Annotated in this window: 16 protein-coding genes and 1 riboswitch; of the genes, 6 read left to right on the top strand and 10 right to left on the bottom strand. The window is 71.7% G+C overall.

From position 1 onward, the window contains the following. Nucleotides 1-50 precede the first annotated feature (50 nt). Nucleotides 51-1,064 (bottom strand): tryptophan--tRNA ligase, encoded by a 1,014-nt coding sequence (gene trpS / locus ACIQMR_RS24650; RefSeq protein WP_358668533.1) that lies wholly within the window; start codon nucleotides 1,062-1,064, stop codon nucleotides 51-53. 74 nt (nucleotides 1,065-1,138) lie between these two features. Between trpS and ACIQMR_RS24645 the strand changes: the two genes are divergently transcribed. The 3 genes from ACIQMR_RS24645 to ACIQMR_RS24635 all read left to right on the top strand — a co-directional run bounded on the left by ACIQMR_RS24645 (nucleotide 1,139) and on the right by ACIQMR_RS24635 (nucleotide 3,374). Next, a complete protein-coding gene (locus ACIQMR_RS24645; protein ID WP_401391094.1) occupies nucleotides 1,139-1,753 on the top strand; it encodes an RNA polymerase sigma factor in 615 nt (204 codons plus the stop codon). Continuing rightward, nucleotides 1,746-2,555: a hypothetical protein gene (locus tag ACIQMR_RS24640; RefSeq protein WP_401391091.1), complete on the top strand. Its 810-nt coding sequence runs from the start codon at nucleotides 1,746-1,748 to the stop codon at nucleotides 2,553-2,555. The genes ACIQMR_RS24645 and ACIQMR_RS24640 overlap by 8 nt, the downstream gene beginning before the upstream one ends. A gap of 105 nt (nucleotides 2,556-2,660) precedes the next feature. Next, nucleotides 2,661-3,374 carry a hypothetical protein gene (locus ACIQMR_RS24635; RefSeq protein ID WP_401391088.1) on the top strand — a complete coding sequence of 238 codons (714 nt, stop codon included), beginning with the start codon at nucleotides 2,661-2,663 and terminating at the stop codon, nucleotides 3,372-3,374. Between the two features lie 116 nt (nucleotides 3,375-3,490). On the opposite strand, the gene glyA is transcribed toward ACIQMR_RS24635, so the two are convergent. Then, the gene (glyA, locus tag ACIQMR_RS24630) at nucleotides 3,491-4,765 is read right to left on the bottom strand and encodes a serine hydroxymethyltransferase (protein WP_401391086.1); all 1,275 of its coding nucleotides are present in this window, start codon (nucleotides 4,763-4,765) and stop codon (nucleotides 3,491-3,493) included. 30 nt (nucleotides 4,766-4,795) lie between these two features. Beyond that, nucleotides 4,796-4,885: riboswitch (ZMP/ZTP riboswitch) on the bottom strand. 201 nt (nucleotides 4,886-5,086) lie between these two features. On the opposite strand from glyA, the gene rocD reads away from it, so the two are divergent. Next, nucleotides 5,087-6,295, top strand: a complete 1,209-nt coding sequence (gene rocD / locus ACIQMR_RS24625; RefSeq protein WP_401391083.1) for an ornithine--oxo-acid transaminase — start codon at nucleotides 5,087-5,089, stop codon at nucleotides 6,293-6,295. Between the two features lie 56 nt (nucleotides 6,296-6,351). On the opposite strand, the gene ACIQMR_RS24620 is transcribed toward rocD, so the two are convergent. Then, nucleotides 6,352-7,533 (bottom strand): glutathionylspermidine synthase family protein, encoded by a 1,182-nt coding sequence (locus ACIQMR_RS24620; protein ID WP_401391080.1) that lies wholly within the window; start codon nucleotides 7,531-7,533, stop codon nucleotides 6,352-6,354. Between the two features lie 20 nt (nucleotides 7,534-7,553). Continuing rightward, on the bottom strand, nucleotides 7,554-7,832 hold the full coding sequence (locus ACIQMR_RS24615) for a hypothetical protein (RefSeq protein WP_401391077.1): 279 nt from the start codon (nucleotides 7,830-7,832) through the stop codon (nucleotides 7,554-7,556). Between the two features lie 132 nt (nucleotides 7,833-7,964). Between ACIQMR_RS24615 and ACIQMR_RS24610 the strand changes: the two genes are divergently transcribed. Next, entirely contained in the window at nucleotides 7,965-8,864 is a 900-nt protein-coding gene (locus ACIQMR_RS24610) for a hypothetical protein (protein WP_401391665.1), read from the top strand. Nucleotides 8,865-8,875: 11 nt separating this feature from the next. On the opposite strand, the gene ACIQMR_RS24605 is transcribed toward ACIQMR_RS24610, so the two are convergent. Continuing rightward, nucleotides 8,876-10,336: a PLP-dependent aminotransferase family protein gene (locus ACIQMR_RS24605; protein WP_401391074.1), complete on the bottom strand. Its 1,461-nt coding sequence runs from the start codon at nucleotides 10,334-10,336 to the stop codon at nucleotides 8,876-8,878. A 47-nt stretch (nucleotides 10,337-10,383) separates the two neighbouring features. Between ACIQMR_RS24605 and ACIQMR_RS24600 the strand changes: the two genes are divergently transcribed. Further along, the gene (locus ACIQMR_RS24600; RefSeq protein ID WP_401391071.1) at nucleotides 10,384-10,878 is read left to right on the top strand and encodes a carboxymuconolactone decarboxylase family protein; all 495 of its coding nucleotides are present in this window, start codon (nucleotides 10,384-10,386) and stop codon (nucleotides 10,876-10,878) included. Between the two features lie 122 nt (nucleotides 10,879-11,000). On the opposite strand, the gene ACIQMR_RS24595 is transcribed toward ACIQMR_RS24600, so the two are convergent. The 5 genes from ACIQMR_RS24595 to ACIQMR_RS24575 form a co-directional block, all read right to left on the bottom strand. Continuing rightward, nucleotides 11,001-11,963, bottom strand: a complete 963-nt coding sequence (locus ACIQMR_RS24595; protein WP_401391069.1) for a glycine betaine ABC transporter substrate-binding protein — start codon at nucleotides 11,961-11,963, stop codon at nucleotides 11,001-11,003. Between the two features lie 31 nt (nucleotides 11,964-11,994). Next, nucleotides 11,995-13,956 (bottom strand): ABC transporter permease, encoded by a 1,962-nt coding sequence (locus ACIQMR_RS24590; RefSeq protein ID WP_401391066.1) that lies wholly within the window; start codon nucleotides 13,954-13,956, stop codon nucleotides 11,995-11,997. 118 nt (nucleotides 13,957-14,074) lie between these two features. Then, on the bottom strand, nucleotides 14,075-15,181 hold the full coding sequence (locus ACIQMR_RS24585; RefSeq protein ID WP_401391662.1) for a glycine betaine/L-proline ABC transporter ATP-binding protein: 1,107 nt from the start codon (nucleotides 15,179-15,181) through the stop codon (nucleotides 14,075-14,077). Nucleotides 15,182-15,222: 41 nt separating this feature from the next. Next, nucleotides 15,223-16,764, bottom strand: a complete 1,542-nt coding sequence (locus tag ACIQMR_RS24580) for a GMC family oxidoreductase (protein WP_401391064.1) — start codon at nucleotides 16,762-16,764, stop codon at nucleotides 15,223-15,225. A gap of 25 nt (nucleotides 16,765-16,789) precedes the next feature. Beyond that, nucleotides 16,790-18,280 (bottom strand): aldehyde dehydrogenase family protein, encoded by a 1,491-nt coding sequence (locus ACIQMR_RS24575; protein WP_401391060.1) that lies wholly within the window; start codon nucleotides 18,278-18,280, stop codon nucleotides 16,790-16,792. Nucleotides 18,281-18,882: the final 602 nt, after the last annotated feature.

Below are 18,882 nucleotides of genomic sequence, written 5' to 3'. Positions count from 1 at the left end.
AGAGTCCTTTTCCTCGGTGCCCGACGGGACCACTGGCCCCAGGGTCCGGCTCAGTGCTTGGCGGGCAGGAAGCCCACCCGGTCGTAGGTCTGGGCGAGGGTCTCGGCGGCGACCGCACGGGCCTTCTCCGCGCCCTTGGCCAGGAGGGAGTCCAGCGTCTCGGGGTCGTCCAGGTACTCCTGGGTGCGGGACCTGAACGGAGTGACGAATTCCACCATGACGTCGGCGAGGTCGGTCTTCAGCGCACCGTAGCCCTTGCCCTCGTACTTCTGTTCCAGTTCCGCGATCGCGGTGCCGGTGAGGGTGGAGTAGATGGTCAGCAGGTTGCTGACGCCCGGCTTCTCGACCTGGTCGAAGCGGATGACCGTGTCGGTGTCGGTGACCGCGCTCCTGACCTTCTTCGCCGTCGCCTTCGGCTCGTCGAGCAGGTTGATCAGACCCTTGGGGGTGGACGCCGACTTGCTCATCTTGATCTGCGGGTCCTGCAGGTCGTAGATCTTCGCCGTCTCCTTCAGGATGTACGGCTCCGGGAGCGTGAAGGTCCGGCCGAAGCGGCCGTTGAAGCGCTCGGCGAGATCGCGGGTCAGCTCGATGTGCTGGCGCTGGTCCTCGCCGACCGGGACCTGATTGGCCTGGTAGAGCAGGATGTCGGCGACCTGGAGGATCGGGTACGTGAAGAGGCCGACGGTGGCCCGGTCGGCGCCCTGCTTGGCGGACTTGTCCTTGAACTGCGTCATGCGCGAGGCCTCGCCGAAGCCGGTGAGGCAGTTCATGACCCAGCCGAGCTGGGCGTGCTCGGGGACGTGGCTCTGGACGAACAGGGTGCAGCGCTCGGGGTCGAGACCGGCGGCGAGCAGCTGGGCCGCGGCGAGCCGGGTGTTGGCGCGCAGCTCGGCCGGGTCCTGCGGGACCGTGATCGCGTGCAGGTCGACGACCATGTAGAAGGCGTCGTGGGTCTCCTGCAGGGCGACCCACTGGCGGACCGCGCCGAGATAGTTGCCGAGGTGGAACGAGCCTGCGGTGGGCTGGATTCCGGAGAGCACACGAGGACTGTCAGAGGCCATGTTCAGCATTCTCTCAGGTGGTGCCTACAGGTCGGGAACCGATCGGGGGCGCGCGGTGTATCAAGGGTGTGAGCATGCGGGAGGGGACCCTGGAGGGGGGCCGCACTCTGACCGTCGTCGACGAGTCCGCGGTGATCGCGCGCGTACGTTCCGGGGAGCCCGAGGCGTATGCGGAGCTGGTGCGCGCGTACACGCGGGTGGCATTGCGCGCGGCGGTGGCCTGCGGCGCGGGTGCCGACGCGGAGGACGTGGTGCAGTCCGCCTTCTTCAAGGCGTACCGGTCACTGGGCAGCTTCCGGGACGGCTCGGCCTTCCGGCCGTGGCTGCTCCGGATCGTCGTCAATGAGACGAGGAACACAGTGCGGTCGGCGGTGCGGATGCGGGAGCTGGCGGGGCGGGAGGCGATGCTGCTGGGCGCCGCGGAGCCGCTGATACCGGACACGGCGGATCCGGCGGCCGCGGCGGTGGCCGGCGAGCGCCGGGGGCGGCTGCTCGCCGCTCTGGACGAGCTGGGCGAGGAGCATCGGCAGGTCGTGATCCATCGCTATCTGCTGGAGCTGGACGAGTCCGAGACCGCTCAGGCGCTGGGCTGGCCGCGCGGCACGGTCAAGTCGCGGCTGAACCGCGCGCTGCGCAAGCTGGAGCGGCTGCTGCCCGATGCCCCCGAAGGGGGTGAGGAGCATGGCTGAGCGGGAGCCGCAGCCCGGGTCCGGGGACCCGCTGGAGGCCGAGCTGAGGGAGCTGGGGCGCCGTCTGCCGCTGCCGGACGTCGACGGCGGGACGATGGCCGAGCGGGTGCTGGCCCGGATGATCGCGGAGTCGGTGCCGGTTCCCGTGGCGGAGACGGTGCCCGTCCGCCGCCGGGTCGCTTCGTGGATACGGCGCAGGTGGCGGACGCTGACCGTGACGCTCTCCGGCGTGCTGGTGGTGCTCGTCCTCACTCCCCCGGTCCGGGCCGCCGTCGCGGACTGGTTCGGCTTCGGCGGCGTCCAGGTGCGCTACGACCCCTCGGCGCCGCCTGCGCCGGGCGCGGCGGTGCCCGCGTGCCGGGAGCCGGTGCCGCCGGCCGAGGCCGGACGGCGGGCGGGCTTCGTGCCCCGCGTGCCGCGGGCGCTCGGCGAGCCGGACGCGGTGTCGGTGAGCGCGGTCCCGGGCGGCCGCAGCGCGGTCAGCCTGTGCTGGTACGGGCGCACGGGCAGCACCGTCAGGCTCGATGTCTTCCCGGCCCGGCTGGACCTCGGCTTCTCCAAGCAGGTGCGGATCCCTCCGCAGTGGCTGGAGCTGTCCGGCGGACGGACCGCGCTGTGGTTCGCGGAGCCGCATGTGCTCCGGTTCCCGCTGACCGGCGGGGCCGGGCAGCGGTGGACCGAGTCGCGGCGGACGGCGGGGCCGACGCTGCTGTGGATGTCCGCCGACGGGCGGACGACCCTTCGGCTGGAGGGCGAGTCCGACATGACACGCGGGCGGGAGATCGCGGAGTCCATGCCCTGAGGAAGTCGGGGCGCGGTGGGAACCCGGAGGGCTCGGGCGGTGTACCAGAAGTGACGCGGACAGGTGCGGAGGGTCCGTACCGCGCCGGCGTCGGCAGGGGGAGACATGGGACTGCTACGACGACTCGCCGCACTGGTGGCACTGCTGGGCCTGGCCCTCGGTGCGGCCCTGTTCCTCGCTCCCGGCGCGGTGGCCGGGGGCCCGACGAGCGTGCTGATCGTCTCACCGGAGAGCGGCGAGGCGACCGCGCTCTACGCCTCGGCACCGGAGTACGGGCAGCTGTCCTCGCTGCTGCGCTCCGGCTCCGCCGGCGGGAAGGACCGGCCGCCGGGCCTGGACTCATTGACGGGGGTGCGCCAGATCAATGTGACGTGGATGGCCCACGACATCAGTCCCTGGCGGCTGGACCGCGTCTATCCGTCCGACGACGCCCGCACGGTCTGGGTCCATTCGGCGGCCGGACTGCCGGAGTCGTACGACGGGGTGTGGCACAAGGCGGCGAAGCCGGCCGAGCTGACGCGGCTGCTGAGCAGCCTCGGCGTGATGGGCGAGAAGAGCACCGAGCGGGGCGGGCCGGGCATGCCACCGGTCTCGTCCTGGCAGGACGGCGGCACCGCGTCGCCACCGACCGCCGCATCGGCCGGCTCCACCCGTTCCACCGGTTCCAGCGACTGGTGGTGGGCGATACCGGGCCTCGCCGTGGGCCTGGCCCTCGGTCTGGCCCTGCGTCCCCTCGCTGCCCGCCTGCCCCACCCGTTGTCCGGCCCGCGCGGCCGTGAGCGGGACGACGGGCCCCGCCGGCAGCTTCTGGACCTCTAGGTCCTCTGCTGCTGGACCCTCCACGTCCTCTCCAGACCCTGCCGGCCACCCGGACACCGCGCGGGCGCCCGGGTGGGACGGCGAAGGCCGGGTGGGACGGCGCAGCCCGGGTGGGGCTAGGCCGGGAGGCCGGGGGCCGGGAAGGCGGACATCAGGTCGGCGACCTCGGCGCGGATCACGGCGAGGGCGTCCTCGTCGCCCGTGCGGGCCGCCGTGACGCCACGGTCGATCCAGGCGGCGACGGCCGGCATCTGCTCGGCGGTGAGACCGCGCGAGGTGAGGGAGGGGGTGCCGATACGGACGCCCGAGGGATCGAAGGGCTTCCGGGGGTCGTACGGGACGGTGTTGTAGTTGACGACGATCCCGGCCCGGTCCAGCGCCTTCGCCGCCACCTTGCCCGGGACCTCCTTGGACGTGAGGTCCATCAGGATCAGATGGTTGTCGGTGCCGCCGGAGACGAGGTCGAAGCCCCGGGCGAGCAGTGCCTCGGCGAGGGCCCTGGCGTTGGCGACGACCGCCTGCGCGTAGTCATGGAAGGAGGGCTGGGCCGCCTCGTGCAGGGCGACCGCGATGGCGGCGGTGGTCTGGTTGTGCGGGCCGCCCTGGAGGCCGGGGAAGACGGCCTTGTCGATCGCCTTGGCGTGTTCCTCACGGGACATCAGCATGGCGCCGCGCGGACCGCGCAGCGTCTTGTGGGTGGTCGTGGAGATCACGTCGGCGTACGGGACCGGCGAGGGGTGCGCGCCGCCCGCGATCAGGCCGGCGATGTGGGCGACATCGGCGACGAGCACCGCACCGCACTCGCGGGCGATCTCGCCGAAGGCCGCGAAATCGATGGTGCGGGGAAGGGCGGTGCCACCGCAGAAGATGACCTTCGGCCGCTCCTTGAGGGCGAGTTCGCGCACCTCGTCGAAGTCGATGAGGCCCGTGTCGTGGCGCACGCCGTACTGGACGCCGCGGAACCACTTACCGGTGGCGGACACGCCCCATCCATGGGTGAGGTGGCCGCCCATCGGGAGAGCCATGCCCATCACGGTGTCACCGGGCTCGGCGAAGGCGAGATAGACGGCCAGGTTGGCCGGGGAGCCGGAGTAGGGCTGGACGTTGGCGTGCTCGACGCCGAACAGGGACCTGGCGCGGGCGATGGCGAGCAGCTCGACCTGGTCGATGTTCTGCTGGCCCTCGTAGTAGCGGCGCCCGGGGTAGCCCTCGCTGTACTTGTTCTGGAGGACGGTGCCGGAGGCTTCGAGAACCGCCTGCGACACGTAGTTCTCGCTGGGGATGAGCCGCAGGGTGTCGGCCTGGAGCCGCTCCTCGGCGCCCACGAGCGCGGCCAGTTCGGGGTCGGCGGCGGTGAGCGCGGGATGGCTGTGCTGAGCGGAAAGAGTCATGGCGTCCTCCGGGGCAGGTGATGAGTGCACCCGCGGTGCCCAGGCGGGCGGCACCCGTAGGTTCTGCCGCGCACGGCTCCCCCGCGGTCGGTTCCGCGTACGCCAGTCGCCGTGCGTACCGCCCACCTTACTCTCGGCGGCCGCGCGGCCCGGGCACGGGTGCGCAAACCCCGGGGAAACGGGAAGGTCTCCGGCGAGTCCCGTGCGAAGCCCGATGTTTCTTCACCTGGTGACCGAGCGACGATAGAAAGAGGCACCCACCCAGGCCCTGGTACGCGCCACCGATCCGGCGACCCGCGCCGACGTACGAACGGAGACCTCGTGTCTGCAACGGAGAGAGCCATCGCCTCCGCGGAGGCGCACAGCGCCCACAACTACCACCCGCTGCCCATCGTCGTCGCGTCGGCGGACGGTGCGTGGATGACGGACGTCGAGGGGCGCCGCTTCCTCGACATGCTCGCCGGCTACTCGGCGATCAACTTCGGCCATGGCAACCAGCGGCTGATCGACGCCGCGAAGGCCCAGCTGGAGCGGGTGACGCTGACCTCCCGCGCGTTCCACCACGACCGGTTCGCCGACTTCTGTACGCAGCTGGCGGAGCTGTGCGGCATGGAGATGGTGCTGCCCATGAACACGGGGGCGGAAGCGGTGGAGACCGCCGTGAAGACCGCCCGCAAGTGGGGCTACCAGGTCAAGGGCGTTCCGCCCGGCCAGGCGAAGATCGTCGTCGCCGCGAACAACTTCCACGGGCGTACGACGACGATCATCAGCTTCTCCACCGACGCGGAGGCGCGGGCCGACTTCGGTCCGTACACGCCGGGCTTCGAGATCGTGCCGTACGGCGATCTCACGGCCCTGGAGCATGCGGTCAGCGCCAACACCGTGGCGGTGCTGCTGGAGCCGATCCAGGGCGAGGCAGGCGTCCTCGTGCCGCCGCCGGGCTATCTCGCCGGGGTGCGGGAGCTGACCCGCGAGCGGAACGTGCTGTTCATCGCCGATGAGATCCAGTCCGGCCTCGGCCGTACGGGCCGCACCTTCGCCTGTGAGCACGAGGGTGTCGTCCCCGACATGTACATCCTGGGCAAGGCGCTGGGCGGGGGTGTCGTACCCGTCTCGGCGGTCGTGTCGTCCTCCGAGGTGCTCGGGGTGTACCGGCCGGGCGAGCACGGTTCGACGTTCGGCGGCAATCCGCTGGCCTGCGCGGTGGCCCTGGAGGTCATCGCCATGCTGCGCAGCGGCGAGTTCCAGCAGCGGGCGACCGAGCTGGGCGAGCATCTGCACCACGAGCTGGGTCTGCTGGTGGGCGGCGGCTCGGTGGACGCGGTGCGCGGGCGCGGACTGTGGGCGGGGATCGACATCGCCCCCTCGCACGGCACCGGCCGGGAGGTCTCCGAGAAGCTCATGGACCGCGGTGTCCTGGTGAAGGACACCCACGGCTCGACGATCCGGATCGCCCCACCGCTGGTGATCAGCAAGGAGGATCTGGACTGGGGCCTCGACCAGCTGCGCGCGGTGCTGGCCGGAGAGTGACCCGGGGGCGGTGGTCCCGGTGGACCACCGCCCCGCTGGGCCGTGTCCGACACGGCCTAGAGGATCACGTGCGGAAGGAAGCGCGCGTACTCGTCGGTGATCAGTCCCGACGACTCACGGATGCCGAGCCCGGCGGCCTCGTCCTCGACGACCCACGCGCCGAGCACGACCCGGTTGCCGTCGAAGTCCGGCAGCGGTGCCAACTCCTGGTAGCAGCAGGGCTCGTCCCGTACGACGGGGTCCGCGCCCGGCTCGTGGACGGTGACGCCGGCGCCTTCGCGGCCGAGGAGCGGCTTGGTGACATAGCCGCCGGTGGCGGCGAGTTCGCGCGGGCCGTCGAGGTAGGCGGGCAGCAGATTCGGGTGCCCGGGGTAGAGCTCCCACAGCACCGCGAGCAGCGCCTTGTTGGAGAGCAGCATCTTCCAGGCGGGCTCGATCCAGCACGTGGTGCCGGTGCCGCCGCCGTTGTCCAGGGTGTCCAGGACGTACGGGCCGAAGCGGTCCGTCGTCAGCCACTCCCACGGATACAGCTTGAAGCAGCTGCGGATGAAGCGGAGCCGGTCGTCGACGAAGCGGCCGGACAGCCTGTCCCAGCCGATCCGTTCGACGGACAGCGCCTCGGTGGCGAGCCCGGCCTGCTGGGCCGTCTCGCGCAGATACGCGACCGTCATCAGGTCCTCGCCGAGTTCGTCCCCGTCGGAGTGCACGAAGTGCAGCGGCCCGGGCGGCAGCAGCGGGGCCTGCCGTTTCCAGGCCGCGACGAGGCGCTCGTGGAGGGAGTTCCACTGGTCGGCGCCGGGGAAGCGTTCCTCCATCCAGAACCACTGAGGGCTGGCCGCCTCCACCAGCGAGGTGGGGGTGTCGGCGTTGTACTCCAGCATCTTGGCGGGGCCGGTGCCGTCGTAGCGCAGGTCGAACCGGCCGTAGAGCGACGGCAGTTCGGCGCGGCGCCGCCAGGACTCGGCGACGCGCCTCGCCAGCCGGGGGTCCTTGATGCCGAGGTCGGCGAAGCGGTCGTGCTCCACGATGTGCGCGGCCGCTGCCAGGCACATCGTGTGCAGTTCCTCGACGACCTCCTCCAGCGCCTCGACCTCGGGCAGCGAGAACTCGTAGTACGCGCTCTCGTCCCAATAGGGGCGCAGGGAGCCGTCGGGGTAGCGGGTGAGCGGGTATATGCAGCCCTGCTCCTCGACGGTTTCCTGCCAGCCGGGGCGGGGTTCTGTGGTGTGGCGCTTCATCGGTGCGTACGTGTCCCGGCTCAGCCGCCGCCGCTGCTGGAGGACCCGAAGCCCCCGCTGTCCACGGCCGCCTTGTCGTAACTGCCGCCCGAGACCTTGCCGCTGCGGACGCTTCCGCCGTAGTAGTAGCGGCCGCTGCCACTGCCGTCGTCGTCGCACTCGTAGTCGGGCAGCACCTCGTACGTCACCGGATCGACGCACCGCTCGTCGGGCTCCGAGCCACAGGACGTGAGCGTCGCCGCGAGCACCCCCATACCGCCGAGCACCACTGTGCCCGACCTCAGCCTGCGCCGCGCCATCCTTCCGGCCTCCCCGTCCTTGTACACATCAAGCCAGTCAACGATCGCCGCACACACTAGAGGGCCGCGCCGCCCGGCCGTAAGCCCGGTCCACAAACACTCCACGTCTAGAGTCGTTTTGTGGTCTTTGGAATGCTTTGCGCGATCGCGGCATCGGTCTGCTACGGCACGGCCACCGTCCTCCAGGCCGTCGCCGCGCGGGCGGCCGTCGAACCGGGCGAGCCGGGCGCGGCCTCGGGGGTGGACGCCGCGCTGTTCCTGCGCGCGGTACGGCAGTGGCGATACCTCGCCGGACTCGCCCTAGACGGGGCGGGATTCGCGCTGCAGATCGTGGCGCTGCGGCTGATTCCCATCTACGCGGTGGGCGCGGCGCTCGCCGCGAGCCTGGCGGTGACGGCGGTGCTGGCGACCCGGGTACTGGCGGTGCGGCTGACCCGTACCGAATGGACGGCGGTCGCCCTGGTCTGCCTGGGACTCGCGATGCTGGGGCTGGCCTCGGGCCCGGAGGGCGAGACGCCCGCGCCGCCCTGGCTGCAGTGGGCACTGCTGGTCACGGCGGTCACCGTGCTGCTGATCGGCGCGGCAGCGGGCCGGCTGCCCGGCCGATCACGGGCGCTGGTGCTGGGCGCGGGCGCGGGGATCGGCTTCGGCGTGCCCGAGGTCGCGGTGCGGCTGCTGGACGAGGTGGACTTCACCAGCCCCGCGCTGTACGCCCTGCTGCTCGGCGGGGCGGCCGCTTTCCTGCTCCTGACCTCGGCGTTCGCCCGCGGCTCGGTGACCACGGCGACCGCGGGCCTGGTGCTGGCGGAGACCCTGCTGCCCTCGGCGGTCGGTGTGGTCTGGCTCGGCGACCGTCCGCGCGACGGGCTGGCCTGGCTCGCCGTCCTGGGCTTCGCGATCTCGGTGGGCGGTGCGCTGGCGCTCGCACGGTTCGGGGAGATCCCGCCGGCGCCCTCCGGTTCGCCGCGCTCCGGTTCGGCGTCCTCCGATTCGGCACCCTCCGGTTCGCCGCCCGACGATGGGGCTCCGTAGCGGCAGCGCGGTCAGGGGAGTACCCGGCAGAGTGCGTCCAGCGTGCCCGACCAGGCGCTGTCGGAGGGGGTGCCGTAGCCGACGACGAGGGCGTCCGGGCCGGGTGGGGTGGCGGGGTGGTGGAAGCGGCCGAGACCATCGAGCGCGAGGCCCTGCCATGCCGCGGCCTGGCAGACCGTGCGCTCGGTGCCCGGCGGGAGTTCGAGCACCGCGTGCATCCCGGCCGCGATACCGCTCGCCCTGATGCCGGGGGCACGCTCCGCGAGCGCGTCGACGAGCTGGTCACGTCGCCGCCGGTAGCGCAGCCGCATGGCCCGCACATGACGGTCGTACGCGCCGGAGCCGATGAACTCCGCCAGCGTCAACTGGTCCAGCACGCCCGTCGCCCAGTCCGACTCGCCCTTCTCGCCGAGGACTTCGGGGACGAGGCCCTCCGGCAGGACCATCCAGCCCAGTCGCAACCCGGGGACCAGGGACTTGCTCGCCGTACCGAGATACACGACCCGCTCGGGGTCGAGGCCCTGGAGCGCTCCGACGGGCTGGCGGTCGTAGCGGAACTCCCCGTCGTAGTCGTCCTCCAGGATCAGCCCGCCCGTGCCGCGCGCCCAGTCGACCACGGCCGTCCGCCGGTCCGGGGGAAGCGCCACGCCCATCGGGAACTGGTGCGCCGGTGTGAGCAGCACCGCGCCCACTCCCTTGAGCCCGGCACCGCCCAGCGCCTCGGTCCGGGTGCCGCGTTCGTCGAAGGGCAGCGCGGGCAGCCGCAGCCCCGCCTCGCTCAGGCGCTGCCAGTGCAGATCGAGCCCGTACGCCTCGACGGCCACCTCCCGCACCCTCCGCTTGCACAGCACCGAGGACAGCAGCATTAGCCCGTGGATGTACCCGGCACAGATCACGATGCGGCCAGGATCGGCGTACACCCCACGGGCCCGGGCGAGATAGTCCGCGAGGACGGTGCGCAGTTCGATCCGCCCGTACGGGTCCGGGTAGCCGAGGGCCTCGTGCGGTGCGGCGGTCAGCGCCCGCCGGGCCGCCTTCAGCCACTCGGCTCGCGGGAACGACGACAGGTCGGGGGTGCCGGGCATCAGGCTGTACGCGGGCCGGACCCGCGACGCCCGGCCCTGAGGCGGCGCGGTGGCCGCGGAACCGGCGCCCGAGGACACGGAACCGGCCGTGGGCGCGGGCCTGCGGGGGCTGGCGCGCCGGGCGACCCTGGTGCCCGAGCCCTGGCGGGCGGTGAGCCAGCCCTCGGCGACGAGTTCGGCGTAGGCGTCGGCGACCGTGTTGCGGGCGATGCCGAGGTCGCCGGCGAGCGTACGGGACGACGGAAGCCGGGTCCCGGGCGCCAGCCTGCCGCCACGGACGGCGTCCCGCAGCGCGTCCATCAGCCCGGAGCGCAGGCCCGTCCCGCGCAGCTCGATATGGAAGTCGGCTCCGAACGCCGACCTGAAACTGGCCCAGTCATCCGTCATGGAAATGGACCATACCGAGGCGCCATCCACGGCATACGGTCAGGATCATGGCAACGAAGAACGAGTACAACCATGAGCACGCGCCCCGCATGGAATGGGCCAGGCACGCCCCCGAGGTGTACAAGGCGATGGTCAGGCTCGACGCGGCCGCCCGGCAGGGCGTCGACCCCACCCTCCTGGAGCTCGTGAAGATCCGCGCCTCGCAGCTCAACCACTGCGCCTTCTGCCTCGACATGCACACGAAGGACGCGCTGGCCGCGGGCGAGTCGGTCGACCGGATCATCCAGCTGAGCGCGTGGGAGGAGTCCCGGCACTTCTACACGGCGAGGGAGATCGCGGCCATCGAGCTCACGGAGGCGGTGACCGTGCTGACGGACGGGTTCGTCCCGGACGAGGTGTACGAGCGGGCGGCGAAGCAGTTCGAGGAGGCGGAGCTGGCGCAGCTGATCGCGGCGATCACGGTCATCAACGCCTGGAACCGCTTCGGTGTCACGACCCGGATGGCTCCGGGGCACTACACGCCGGGGCAGTACAACCACTGACGGGCGTGGTGGCGCGGGTCATGGACACCGCCGCCGTTTCCTGAAAGCGCCGAACGGGCCGGAGGTTTCCGGCCCGTTCGGCGCTTGTGGCACGTGTCCGGGCGCGCGGCCGGGCAGCCCCGCTACTTCTTCGGGAGCCACGCCTTCCAGGTGGACTCGTTCTCCTTCACCCACTTCTCCGCCGCCGCCTCCGGCGACAGCTTCTGGTCGGCGATCATCAGCGCGACCTCGTTCTGCTGCTCCGTCGTCCACTTGAAGTTCTTCAGGAACTCGGCCGCCTCGCCGCCGTCCTTCGCGAAGTCGGCGTTGAAGAACTTCTGCAGCGGCGTGTTCGGGTAGGCGCACGCGACCTTCTTCGGGTCGGCGTCGCAGCCCTCCTTGTACTCCGGCAGTTTGACCTCGACCATGTCGATCTGCGCGTTCAGCCACTGCGGCGTCCACCAGTACGTCAGGAAGGGCTTCTTCTCCTTCGCGTACTTCTTGATGGCCGTGATCTGCGCGGCCTCGGAGCCCGCGTAGTTCGTCTTCAGGTCCAGCTTCAGATTGCCGATGATCGCGTCGTCGTTCGTGACGTAGTCGGGCGAGCCCTCCAGCAGTTCGCCCTTGTCGCCGCTCTCCGCGGTTCTGAAGTCCTTGGCGTACTTGTTGAGGTTCTTCCAGTCCGTGACATCGGGGTGCTCGTCCGCGAAGTACTTCGGCACGAACCAGCCGATGTGCCCGGTGACGCCGAGGTCGCCGCCCTTGACGACGGTCTTCTTCGTCTCGACGTACTGCTTCTCCTCCTTGGGGTGGCCCCAGTCCTCGAGGATCGCGTCGACGTCGCCCTTGGACAGCGCGTCCCAGGCCAGGACCTCGCCCATCTGCTGGGTCTTGACCGTGTAGCCGAGTTCCTTCTCGAGGATGTGCTTGGCCACGGCCGTGTTCGCCTGGGCGCCGACCCAGGACGGGACGGTCAGCTTCACGGTCTTCTTGCCGCCGACGTCGTTGCTCTTGCCGGTGTCGGCGGCGCCGCAGGCGGTGAGGGACAGCAGGGCTATGGATCCGGTGACCGCGGCGGCTGTGCGGAGGGTTCGTACGGTACGCATGGTGCTCCTGTCGTAAGGGAAAGGTGGGGGGTCAGCGGTCGGTGGGGCGGGAGGGCCGCTGGGTGATCCGGTCCAGGACGAGCCCGAGGCAGACGATGGCGATGCCGGCCGTCATGCCGAGGCCCATCTCGCCGCGCGAGAGGCCCTTGACGACGTCGTAGCCGAGCGCGCCTCCGCCGACCAGACCGCCGACGACGACCACGGCCAGCACCAGCACCACGCCCTGGTTCACGGCGAGTTGCAGTGCGGGACGGGCCAGCGGCAGCTGGACCCCGAAGAGCTGCTGCCGGGTGGAGGCACCGAGCGAGCGGGACGCCTCGACCGCGGCCGGGTCGACCTCACGCAGGCCCTGGGTGGTGATGCGGACGACGGCGGGCAGCGCGTAGACGACGGCCGCGACGATCGCCGAGGTGCGGGTGGCGCCGAAGAGCGCGACCACCGGGATGAGGTACACGAACTGCGGCATCGTCTGCATGGCGTCCAGCAGCGGCCGCAGCCACCGCTCCAGCCGTCCTGCGCGGGCGCAGAGCACACCCGCGAGGAAGCCGAGCACCAGCGTCACCACCAGCGCCGCGAGCACCTGGGAGAGCGTGTCCAGGGACTTCGCCCAGACGCCGAGCGCGCCGACGGCCGCCATCGCGGCGGTCGCGGTGACCGCGGCCGCCCAGTTCCCGACGAGCCAGGTCACGGCGGCCACGAGCAGCAGCACCGACCACCACGGCAGCCAGACCAGCGTGTCCCGCAGCGGGTTGAGGATCCAGAGCGTGAACTCTCGGGCCCAGACCTCGGTGAAGGTCAGGTTCGCGGTGATCCACTCCTGCGCCTTGTTGACGGGCGTCGAGATGTCGTACGTCCAGGCCTCGGGCCAGGTGGTGGTGCGTACCGCCGCCGCGACGGCGACCGCCGCCGCTACCAGCGCCCAGGCCCGGCCGCCGTGCAGCCGGCTGCCGGCGGGCGTGGGCTCGCCGATACGGTCGCCGGCGGCCGCCGTCGTACGGTCCAGCCAGATCGCGATGAGCACGATCGGGACACCGGCGGCGAACGCCTTGCCGACGTCCGTGGTCGACAGCGCCGAGTACACCTCCTCGCCCAGACCGCCCGCGCCGACGAGCGCGGCGATGACGACCATCGAAAGCGCCATCATGATCGTCTGGTTGAGGCCGAGGAGCATCTGCTTGCGGGCCAGCGGCAACCGCGCCGTCCGCAACCGCTGCCAGCCGCTCGCGCCGAGGGAGGCGGACGCCTCCAGCGCGGCAGGGTCCGCGCCGCGCAGTCCGAGCGCGGTGAGGCGGGCCATCGGCGGGGCGGCGTAGATCACGGTGCAGAAGAGCGCGGCGGGCGTACCCGTGCCGAAGACCAGCACGAACGGCAGGAGGTAGGCGAACGCCGGCAGCACCTGCATGGTGTCGAGCACCGGCCTCAGCAGCCGGTTCACCCGGTCCGACAGCCCGGCCGCGAGCCCGATCAGCGCGCCGAGCAGGGCCGCGGCCGCGACGGACACCACCATCAGCGCGATGGTGAGCAACGTGGCGTCCCACATCCCGAGCAGCCCGCACACGGCGAACGCCCCGAGCGCGGTGAGCGCCACGCGCAGCCCGCGCCGCCCGAGTCCGGCCGCCCGCCAGGCGACGAGCACGCCGGCCGCCACGACGCCGAGCCAGCCCAGCGCGTCGAGCACCTGGTAGACGCCGTCGACCGCGTCGGTGGCGGTGTTGGACAGGTGCAGCAGGAAGTAGAGGAACAGGGGGTGGGTGTCCCGGTTGTCGACGACCCACTCGTTGGCGTCGTCGAGCGGCCCTGAGATGTCGGCGGTCAGCCCGGCCGGCCAGCCGCCGCCACCGAGCAGCACGCTGCCGAGCACGACGAGGACGACGAGCGCCCCGACGCCCGCGATCAGCCCGCGGCGGCGGCGCACCCACTCGGACACGGAAGCCCGGTTCCCGGCCTCGGCGGTCCTGGCCGTCTTGGACACGTCGTTCACGGTGACGCTCATCGGGACCACCGCCCCGTACCGCGCGCCGGGGCTCCGCCGGAGCGCGTCCGGCGGTCGAGAACCAGACCGGGGGCTCTGCCGTCGAAGCGGCCCCGCGGCGGGTGCACCACTGCCCCTGTCACGCCGCCACCTCCTGTGCCGGCACGCCCGCCACCACCGCGAGCAGCGCCGCGTGGTCGACGACCCCCACACAACGCCCGTTCTCCATCACCCGGGCGGGGCCGCCCGCACGGGCGACCGCCTCGATGGCCGCGGAGACCGTGGCGTCGGGGGCGACCGCGGGACCCGCACCGGCCTCGTCCGCGCCGTTCGCCGGGCGCATCGCCGTGCGGACGGTCATGACCTGCTCGCGCGGCACATCGCGGACGAAGTCCCGTACGTAGTCGTCGGCGGGCGAGCCGACGATCTCCTCCGGCGTGCCGAGCTGCACGATCCGCCCGTCCCGCATCAGCGCGATCCGGTCGCCGAGGCGCAGCGCCTCGTTCAGGTCGTGCGTGATGAAGACCATCGTGCGGCCCTCCTCGCGGTGCAGCCGGATGACCTCCTCCTGCATGTCGCGGCGGATGAGCGGGTCGAGCGCGCTGAACGGCTCGTCGAAGAGGAGCACTTCGGGGTCGACGGCGAGCGCTCGTGCCAGCCCGACGCGCTGCTGCTGACCGCCGGAGAGCTGTCCCGGCCGGCGGTCCTCCAGACCTTCGAGGCCGACCTTGGTGATGACCTCGGCGGCCCTGGCGCGCCGCTCGGCCTTCCCCATGCCCTGGATCTCGAGTCCGTAGGCGACGTTGTCGAGAACGCAGCGGTGCGGCAGCAGCCCGAAGTGCTGGAAGACCATGGCGGCCCGGTGCCGGCGCAGCTCGCGCAGCCGCGCCTTGTCCATCGACAGCACGTCCTCGCCGTCGATCTCGATCGAGCCCGACGTCGGCTCGATCAGCCGGGTCAGACAGCGCACGAGCGTCGACTTGCCGGAGCCCGACAGGCCCATGACGACGAAGACCTCGCCCTTGCGGACGTCGAAGCTGACGTCACGCACGGCGGCGGTGCAGCCGGTACGTTCGCGCAGCTCGGTGGGGTTGAGGGCGGCGAGTTCGGGCGATCCGGGCACCCGGCCGGCGCGGGGTCCGAAGACCTTCCACAGCTCGCGCACCGCGAACACGGGCGGTTCCTGGCCCGCGCCCTTGTCCTCGATGCCCTCCAGGTCCTCGAGGCCCTTGATGCCGGTGGTCATGTCGGCCTTGTCGGCCTTGATGCCGGCGTTGATGTCGGCGTTCATCGCGTCTCACTTCCCGTAGGCGTCAGCAGATCCGCACATTTCTCACCGACCATCAGGACCCCGATCATCGGGTTGACGGCGGGCATCGTCGGGAAGACGGACGCATCGGCGATACGGATCCCGTCGAGCCCCCTGACCTTCAGATCCGGTGACACCACGGCACGTTCATCGGTCGGGGCACCCATGCGGCAGGTACCCGCGGGGTGGTACACCGTGTGCGCGACCTTGCGCGCGTACTCCCCCAGCTCCTCCTCGCCGGTGACCTCGGGTCCCGGGCACACCTCCCGCTTCAGCCAGCTCGCGAGCGGCTCCGTCTTCGCGATCTGCCGGGCGATCCGGATGCCGTCGACGAGCGTGCGGCCGTCGTAGTCGTCCTCGTCCGTGAAGTAGCGGAAGTCGAGGGCGGGCTTCACCTCGGCGTCGGCGCTGGTCAGATAGAGCCGGCCGCGGCTGCGGGGCTTGGGGATGTTCGGCGTCATCGACACCCCGTACTCGGGGCGTTCGTAGCCCAGCCGTTCCGGATTGTCCGTGAACGGGATCTGGTAGAAGTGGAACATCAGGTCGGGGCCGCGCTCGTTCTCGTCCCGTCGTACGAACAGCCCCGCGTCGGAGTCCATCGCCGAGTTCTCGGGGATCGGTCCGTGGGTCTCCCAGACGATCACCGACTCGGGGTGGTCGAGGAGGTTCTCGCCGACGCCCGGCAGATCGTGGACGGCGGGTATGCCCAGCGCCTCCAGATCGGCCTTGGGCCCGATGCCGGAGTGCAGGAGCAGCCGCGGGGTGTCCACCGCGCCGGCGCAGACGATCACTTCACGCCGCGCCCGTACGAGCTGTTCCCGGCCGTCCTGGGTGCGCACGTGGACGCCGCGCGCCGTGGTCCCGTCCAGTTCCAGCCGGTACGCCCAGGTCTCCAGCAGCAGCGTGAGGTTGGGCCGCCGGTCCATGACCGGGTGGAGATACGCGACCGACGCCGACGAGCGCTTGTTGTCCTCCGGGTGGTACGCGAGGTCGAAGAAGCCGGCGCCCTCGTGGAACGGCTTCTTGTTGAACCCCTCCACGCGCGGCACGCCGAGCGCGCCCAGGGCGGCCTCGACGAAGTCCCGCGCGATGGCGTTACGGTCCGCCTCGTCGACCGGCACGATGTTGTTGAGCAGCCGGTCGAAGTACGGGTCCATGGCGGCCGCGTCCCAGCCGTCCGCACCGGCCTCGGCCCACTCGTCCCAGTCGGACGGCAGCGGCCTGAACGCGATGAGGGTGTTGTGCGAGGAGCAGCCGCCGAGCACGCGGGCGCGGCTGTGGCGGATGTGGGAGTTGCCACGGGGCTGTTCGGTGGTGGGGTAGTCGTAGTCGAGTTCCCCGCCGAGGAGGCCCATCCAGCGGCGCAGCGTGAGGACGTCCTCACGGCCGACGTCGCTGGGGCCGCCCTCGATGACGGCGACGGTGACGTCCGGGTTCTCGGTCAGCCGGGAGGCGATCACCGACCCCGCGGTGCCTCCCCCGACGACGACATAGTCGTACTCGTGATGGTGCTCGGTCATGGTGTGGTGCTCCTGCTCCCCGTGTTCAGCCCGCGAACCAGCGCACGGGGCGCGGGGCGAGGTTCTGATAGACGTGCTTGGTCTCGCGGTACTCGGCGAGCCCGGCGGGGCCGAGCTCCCGGCCGATGCCGGACTTGCCGAAGCCGCCCCACTCCGCCTGCGGCAGGTACGGGTGGAAGTCGTTGATCCAGACGGTGCCGTGGCGCAGTCGCGCGGCCACGCGCCGGGCCCGCCCGGGGTCGCCGCTCCAGACGGCGCCCGCGAGCCCGTACTCGGTGTCGTTGGCGAGCGCGACGGCCTCGTCCTCAGTGCGGAACGTCTCCACGGTCAGGACCGGCCCGAAGACCTCCTCGCGGATGACGCGCATGGTCCGGTCGCACTGGTCGAGCACGGTGGGCCGGTAGAAGTAGCCCTCGTACCCGGGCCCTTCGGGCCGTCGGCCGCCGGCTCGCAGGACGGCGCCCTCGGCCAGCGCGGAGGCGACGTACTCCTCGGTCTTCGCGCGCTGCTGCGCGGACACGAGGGGGCCGCACTCGGCGGCGTCGTCGGTGCCGCGGCCGAGGCGGATCCTCTCGGCCCGGCGCGCGAGTTCGGCGACGAAGCGTTCGCGCAGGGATTCCTCGACGATGAGCCGGGAGCCGGCGGAGCAGACCTGGCCGCTGTGGATGAAGGCGGCGTTCAGTGCCTGGTCGACCGCGGTGTCGAAGCTCTCGTCGTCCGTGCAGGCGTCCGCGAACACGACGTTCGGGTTCTTGCCGCCGAGTTCGAGGGCGACCTTCTTGACGGTGTCGGCGGCGGCCCGCATGACCTTGGTGCCGCTGATCAGTCCGCCGGTGAACGAGACGAGATCGACGTCGGGATGCTCGGCGAGGCGGGCGCCCACCGGATCGCCGGGGCCGGTGACGATGTTGGCGACGCCCTCCGGGAGCCCGGCCTCGGCGAGCAGCCGGATCAGCGCGACGGTGCTGAGCGGGGTGATCTCACTCGGCTTGACGACAAAGGTGTTGCCCGCGGCGAGCGCCGGGGCGATCTTCCAACTGGCCTGGAGCAGGGGATAGTTCCAGGGCGTGATGAGCCCGCACACTCCCACGGGTTCGTGCACGACGACGCTGTGGATGTCCGGCGAACCGGCGTCCACGACGCGTCCGGTCTCGTTGACGACGAGATCGGCGAAGTAGCGGAAGGCGTCGGCCACGCAGTCGACGTCGACGCGGCCCTCCTCCAGGGTCTTGCCGGCGTCGCGGCTCTCCAGTCGTCCGAGCTCCTCACGGTCCCGCTCCAGCAGTGCGGCGACCCGCCGCAGCAGCGCGGCCCGCTCGGCCACCGGTGTACGGGGCCAGTCCCCCTCGTCGAACGCCTTGCGCGCGGCGGCGATCGCGGCGTCGGTGTCCTCGGCCCCGCCCTCGGCCACGACCGCGAAGGTCGTGGCGTCAGCGGGGTCGAGGATGTCGCGCGTGGCCCCGGAGGCGGCTTCACGCCACTCTCCGGCCACGTGGATGGTCTGTTGTGCCGACACGTCGCGTTTTGCCTTCCATTCCCGTTATGTCCCTCACCAGCGAGAACCGGTGATCGGGGCGCCTGCCCCGGAGGGTGGAAAGCATGCGCGACGCATGGCCGGAAGTAATGCGTGTCACTCCCCGGCGGACCGTTCATGATCCTCGCCTCCCGCCCGGGACGGAGGGCTCAAGACGACCCTTGACTTCGGACAGAACGGGAGGAAACTGGTCTTTATACCGGACAACCGGAGAGAGCCGCACCCCTCGGTGGAGACGTCCATCGGTCGGAGTGACCCATCCCCAGGCTCTGGCTAGGCCCCCGGCAGAAGATGCGGGAACCGATGTCCCAGCGACGACCGGGGCATATGGGACCGACGTCGACTACCGGGGACTGTTTTGTGTCCCGGCAGGTGCGAGGCGGGACAGCGGTGGGGGCCGGACAGCAGTGGGGCCGGTGGGGCGCCGGAAGGCATGAGTGCTGGAAGGCATGGAGCGCCGGAAAGCACAGTGGGGGGGGGGGGGGGGGGGGCGCGCCCCCCCCCGCCGGCGCGGGGGCGGGGGGGGGGCGGCCGGCGCCCCCCCCGCCCCCCGCCCCCCCCCCCCCGCCCCCCCCCCGGGCGCC

This window comes from Streptomyces sp. NPDC091376 (assembly GCF_044757085.1).
Taxonomy (GTDB): Bacteria; Actinomycetota; Actinomycetes; order Streptomycetales; family Streptomycetaceae; genus Streptomyces; species Streptomyces pratisoli.
This window is presented reverse-complemented; position numbering and strand designations above follow the sequence as displayed.

Excerpts from the sequence above, each read along its gene's own strand:
- trpS (WP_358668533.1), bottom strand. The coding sequence starts at position 1,064 with ATGGCCTCTGACAGTCCTCGTGTGCTCTCCGGAATCCAGCCCACCGCA.
- ACIQMR_RS24605 (WP_401391074.1), bottom strand. The coding sequence starts at position 10,336 with ATGACGGATGACTGGGCCAGTTTCAGGTCGGCGTTCGGAGCCGACTTC.
- ACIQMR_RS24590 (WP_401391066.1), bottom strand. The coding sequence starts at position 13,956 with ATGAGCGTCACCGTGAACGACGTGTCCAAGACGGCCAGGACCGCCGAG.
- ACIQMR_RS24610 (WP_401391665.1), top strand. The coding sequence starts at position 7,965 with ATGCTTTGCGCGATCGCGGCATCGGTCTGCTACGGCACGGCCACCGTC.
- glyA (WP_401391086.1), bottom strand. The coding sequence starts at position 4,765 with ATGACTCTTTCCGCTCAGCACAGCCATCCCGCGCTCACCGCCGCCGAC.
- ACIQMR_RS24615 (WP_401391077.1), bottom strand. The coding sequence starts at position 7,832 with ATGGCGCGGCGCAGGCTGAGGTCGGGCACAGTGGTGCTCGGCGGTATG.
- ACIQMR_RS24585 (WP_401391662.1), bottom strand. The coding sequence starts at position 15,181 with ATGACCACCGGCATCAAGGGCCTCGAGGACCTGGAGGGCATCGAGGAC.
- ACIQMR_RS24600 (WP_401391071.1), top strand. The coding sequence starts at position 10,384 with ATGGCAACGAAGAACGAGTACAACCATGAGCACGCGCCCCGCATGGAA.
- ACIQMR_RS24580 (WP_401391064.1), bottom strand. The coding sequence starts at position 16,764 with ATGACCGAGCACCATCACGAGTACGACTATGTCGTCGTCGGGGGAGGC.
- ACIQMR_RS24620 (WP_401391080.1), bottom strand. The coding sequence starts at position 7,533 with ATGAAGCGCCACACCACAGAACCCCGCCCCGGCTGGCAGGAAACCGTC.
- ACIQMR_RS24640 (WP_401391091.1), top strand. The coding sequence starts at position 1,746 with ATGGCTGAGCGGGAGCCGCAGCCCGGGTCCGGGGACCCGCTGGAGGCC.
- ACIQMR_RS24635 (WP_401391088.1), top strand. The coding sequence starts at position 2,661 with ATGGGACTGCTACGACGACTCGCCGCACTGGTGGCACTGCTGGGCCTG.
- ACIQMR_RS24595 (WP_401391069.1), bottom strand. The coding sequence starts at position 11,963 with ATGCGTACCGTACGAACCCTCCGCACAGCCGCCGCGGTCACCGGATCC.
- ACIQMR_RS24645 (WP_401391094.1), top strand. The coding sequence starts at position 1,139 with ATGCGGGAGGGGACCCTGGAGGGGGGCCGCACTCTGACCGTCGTCGAC.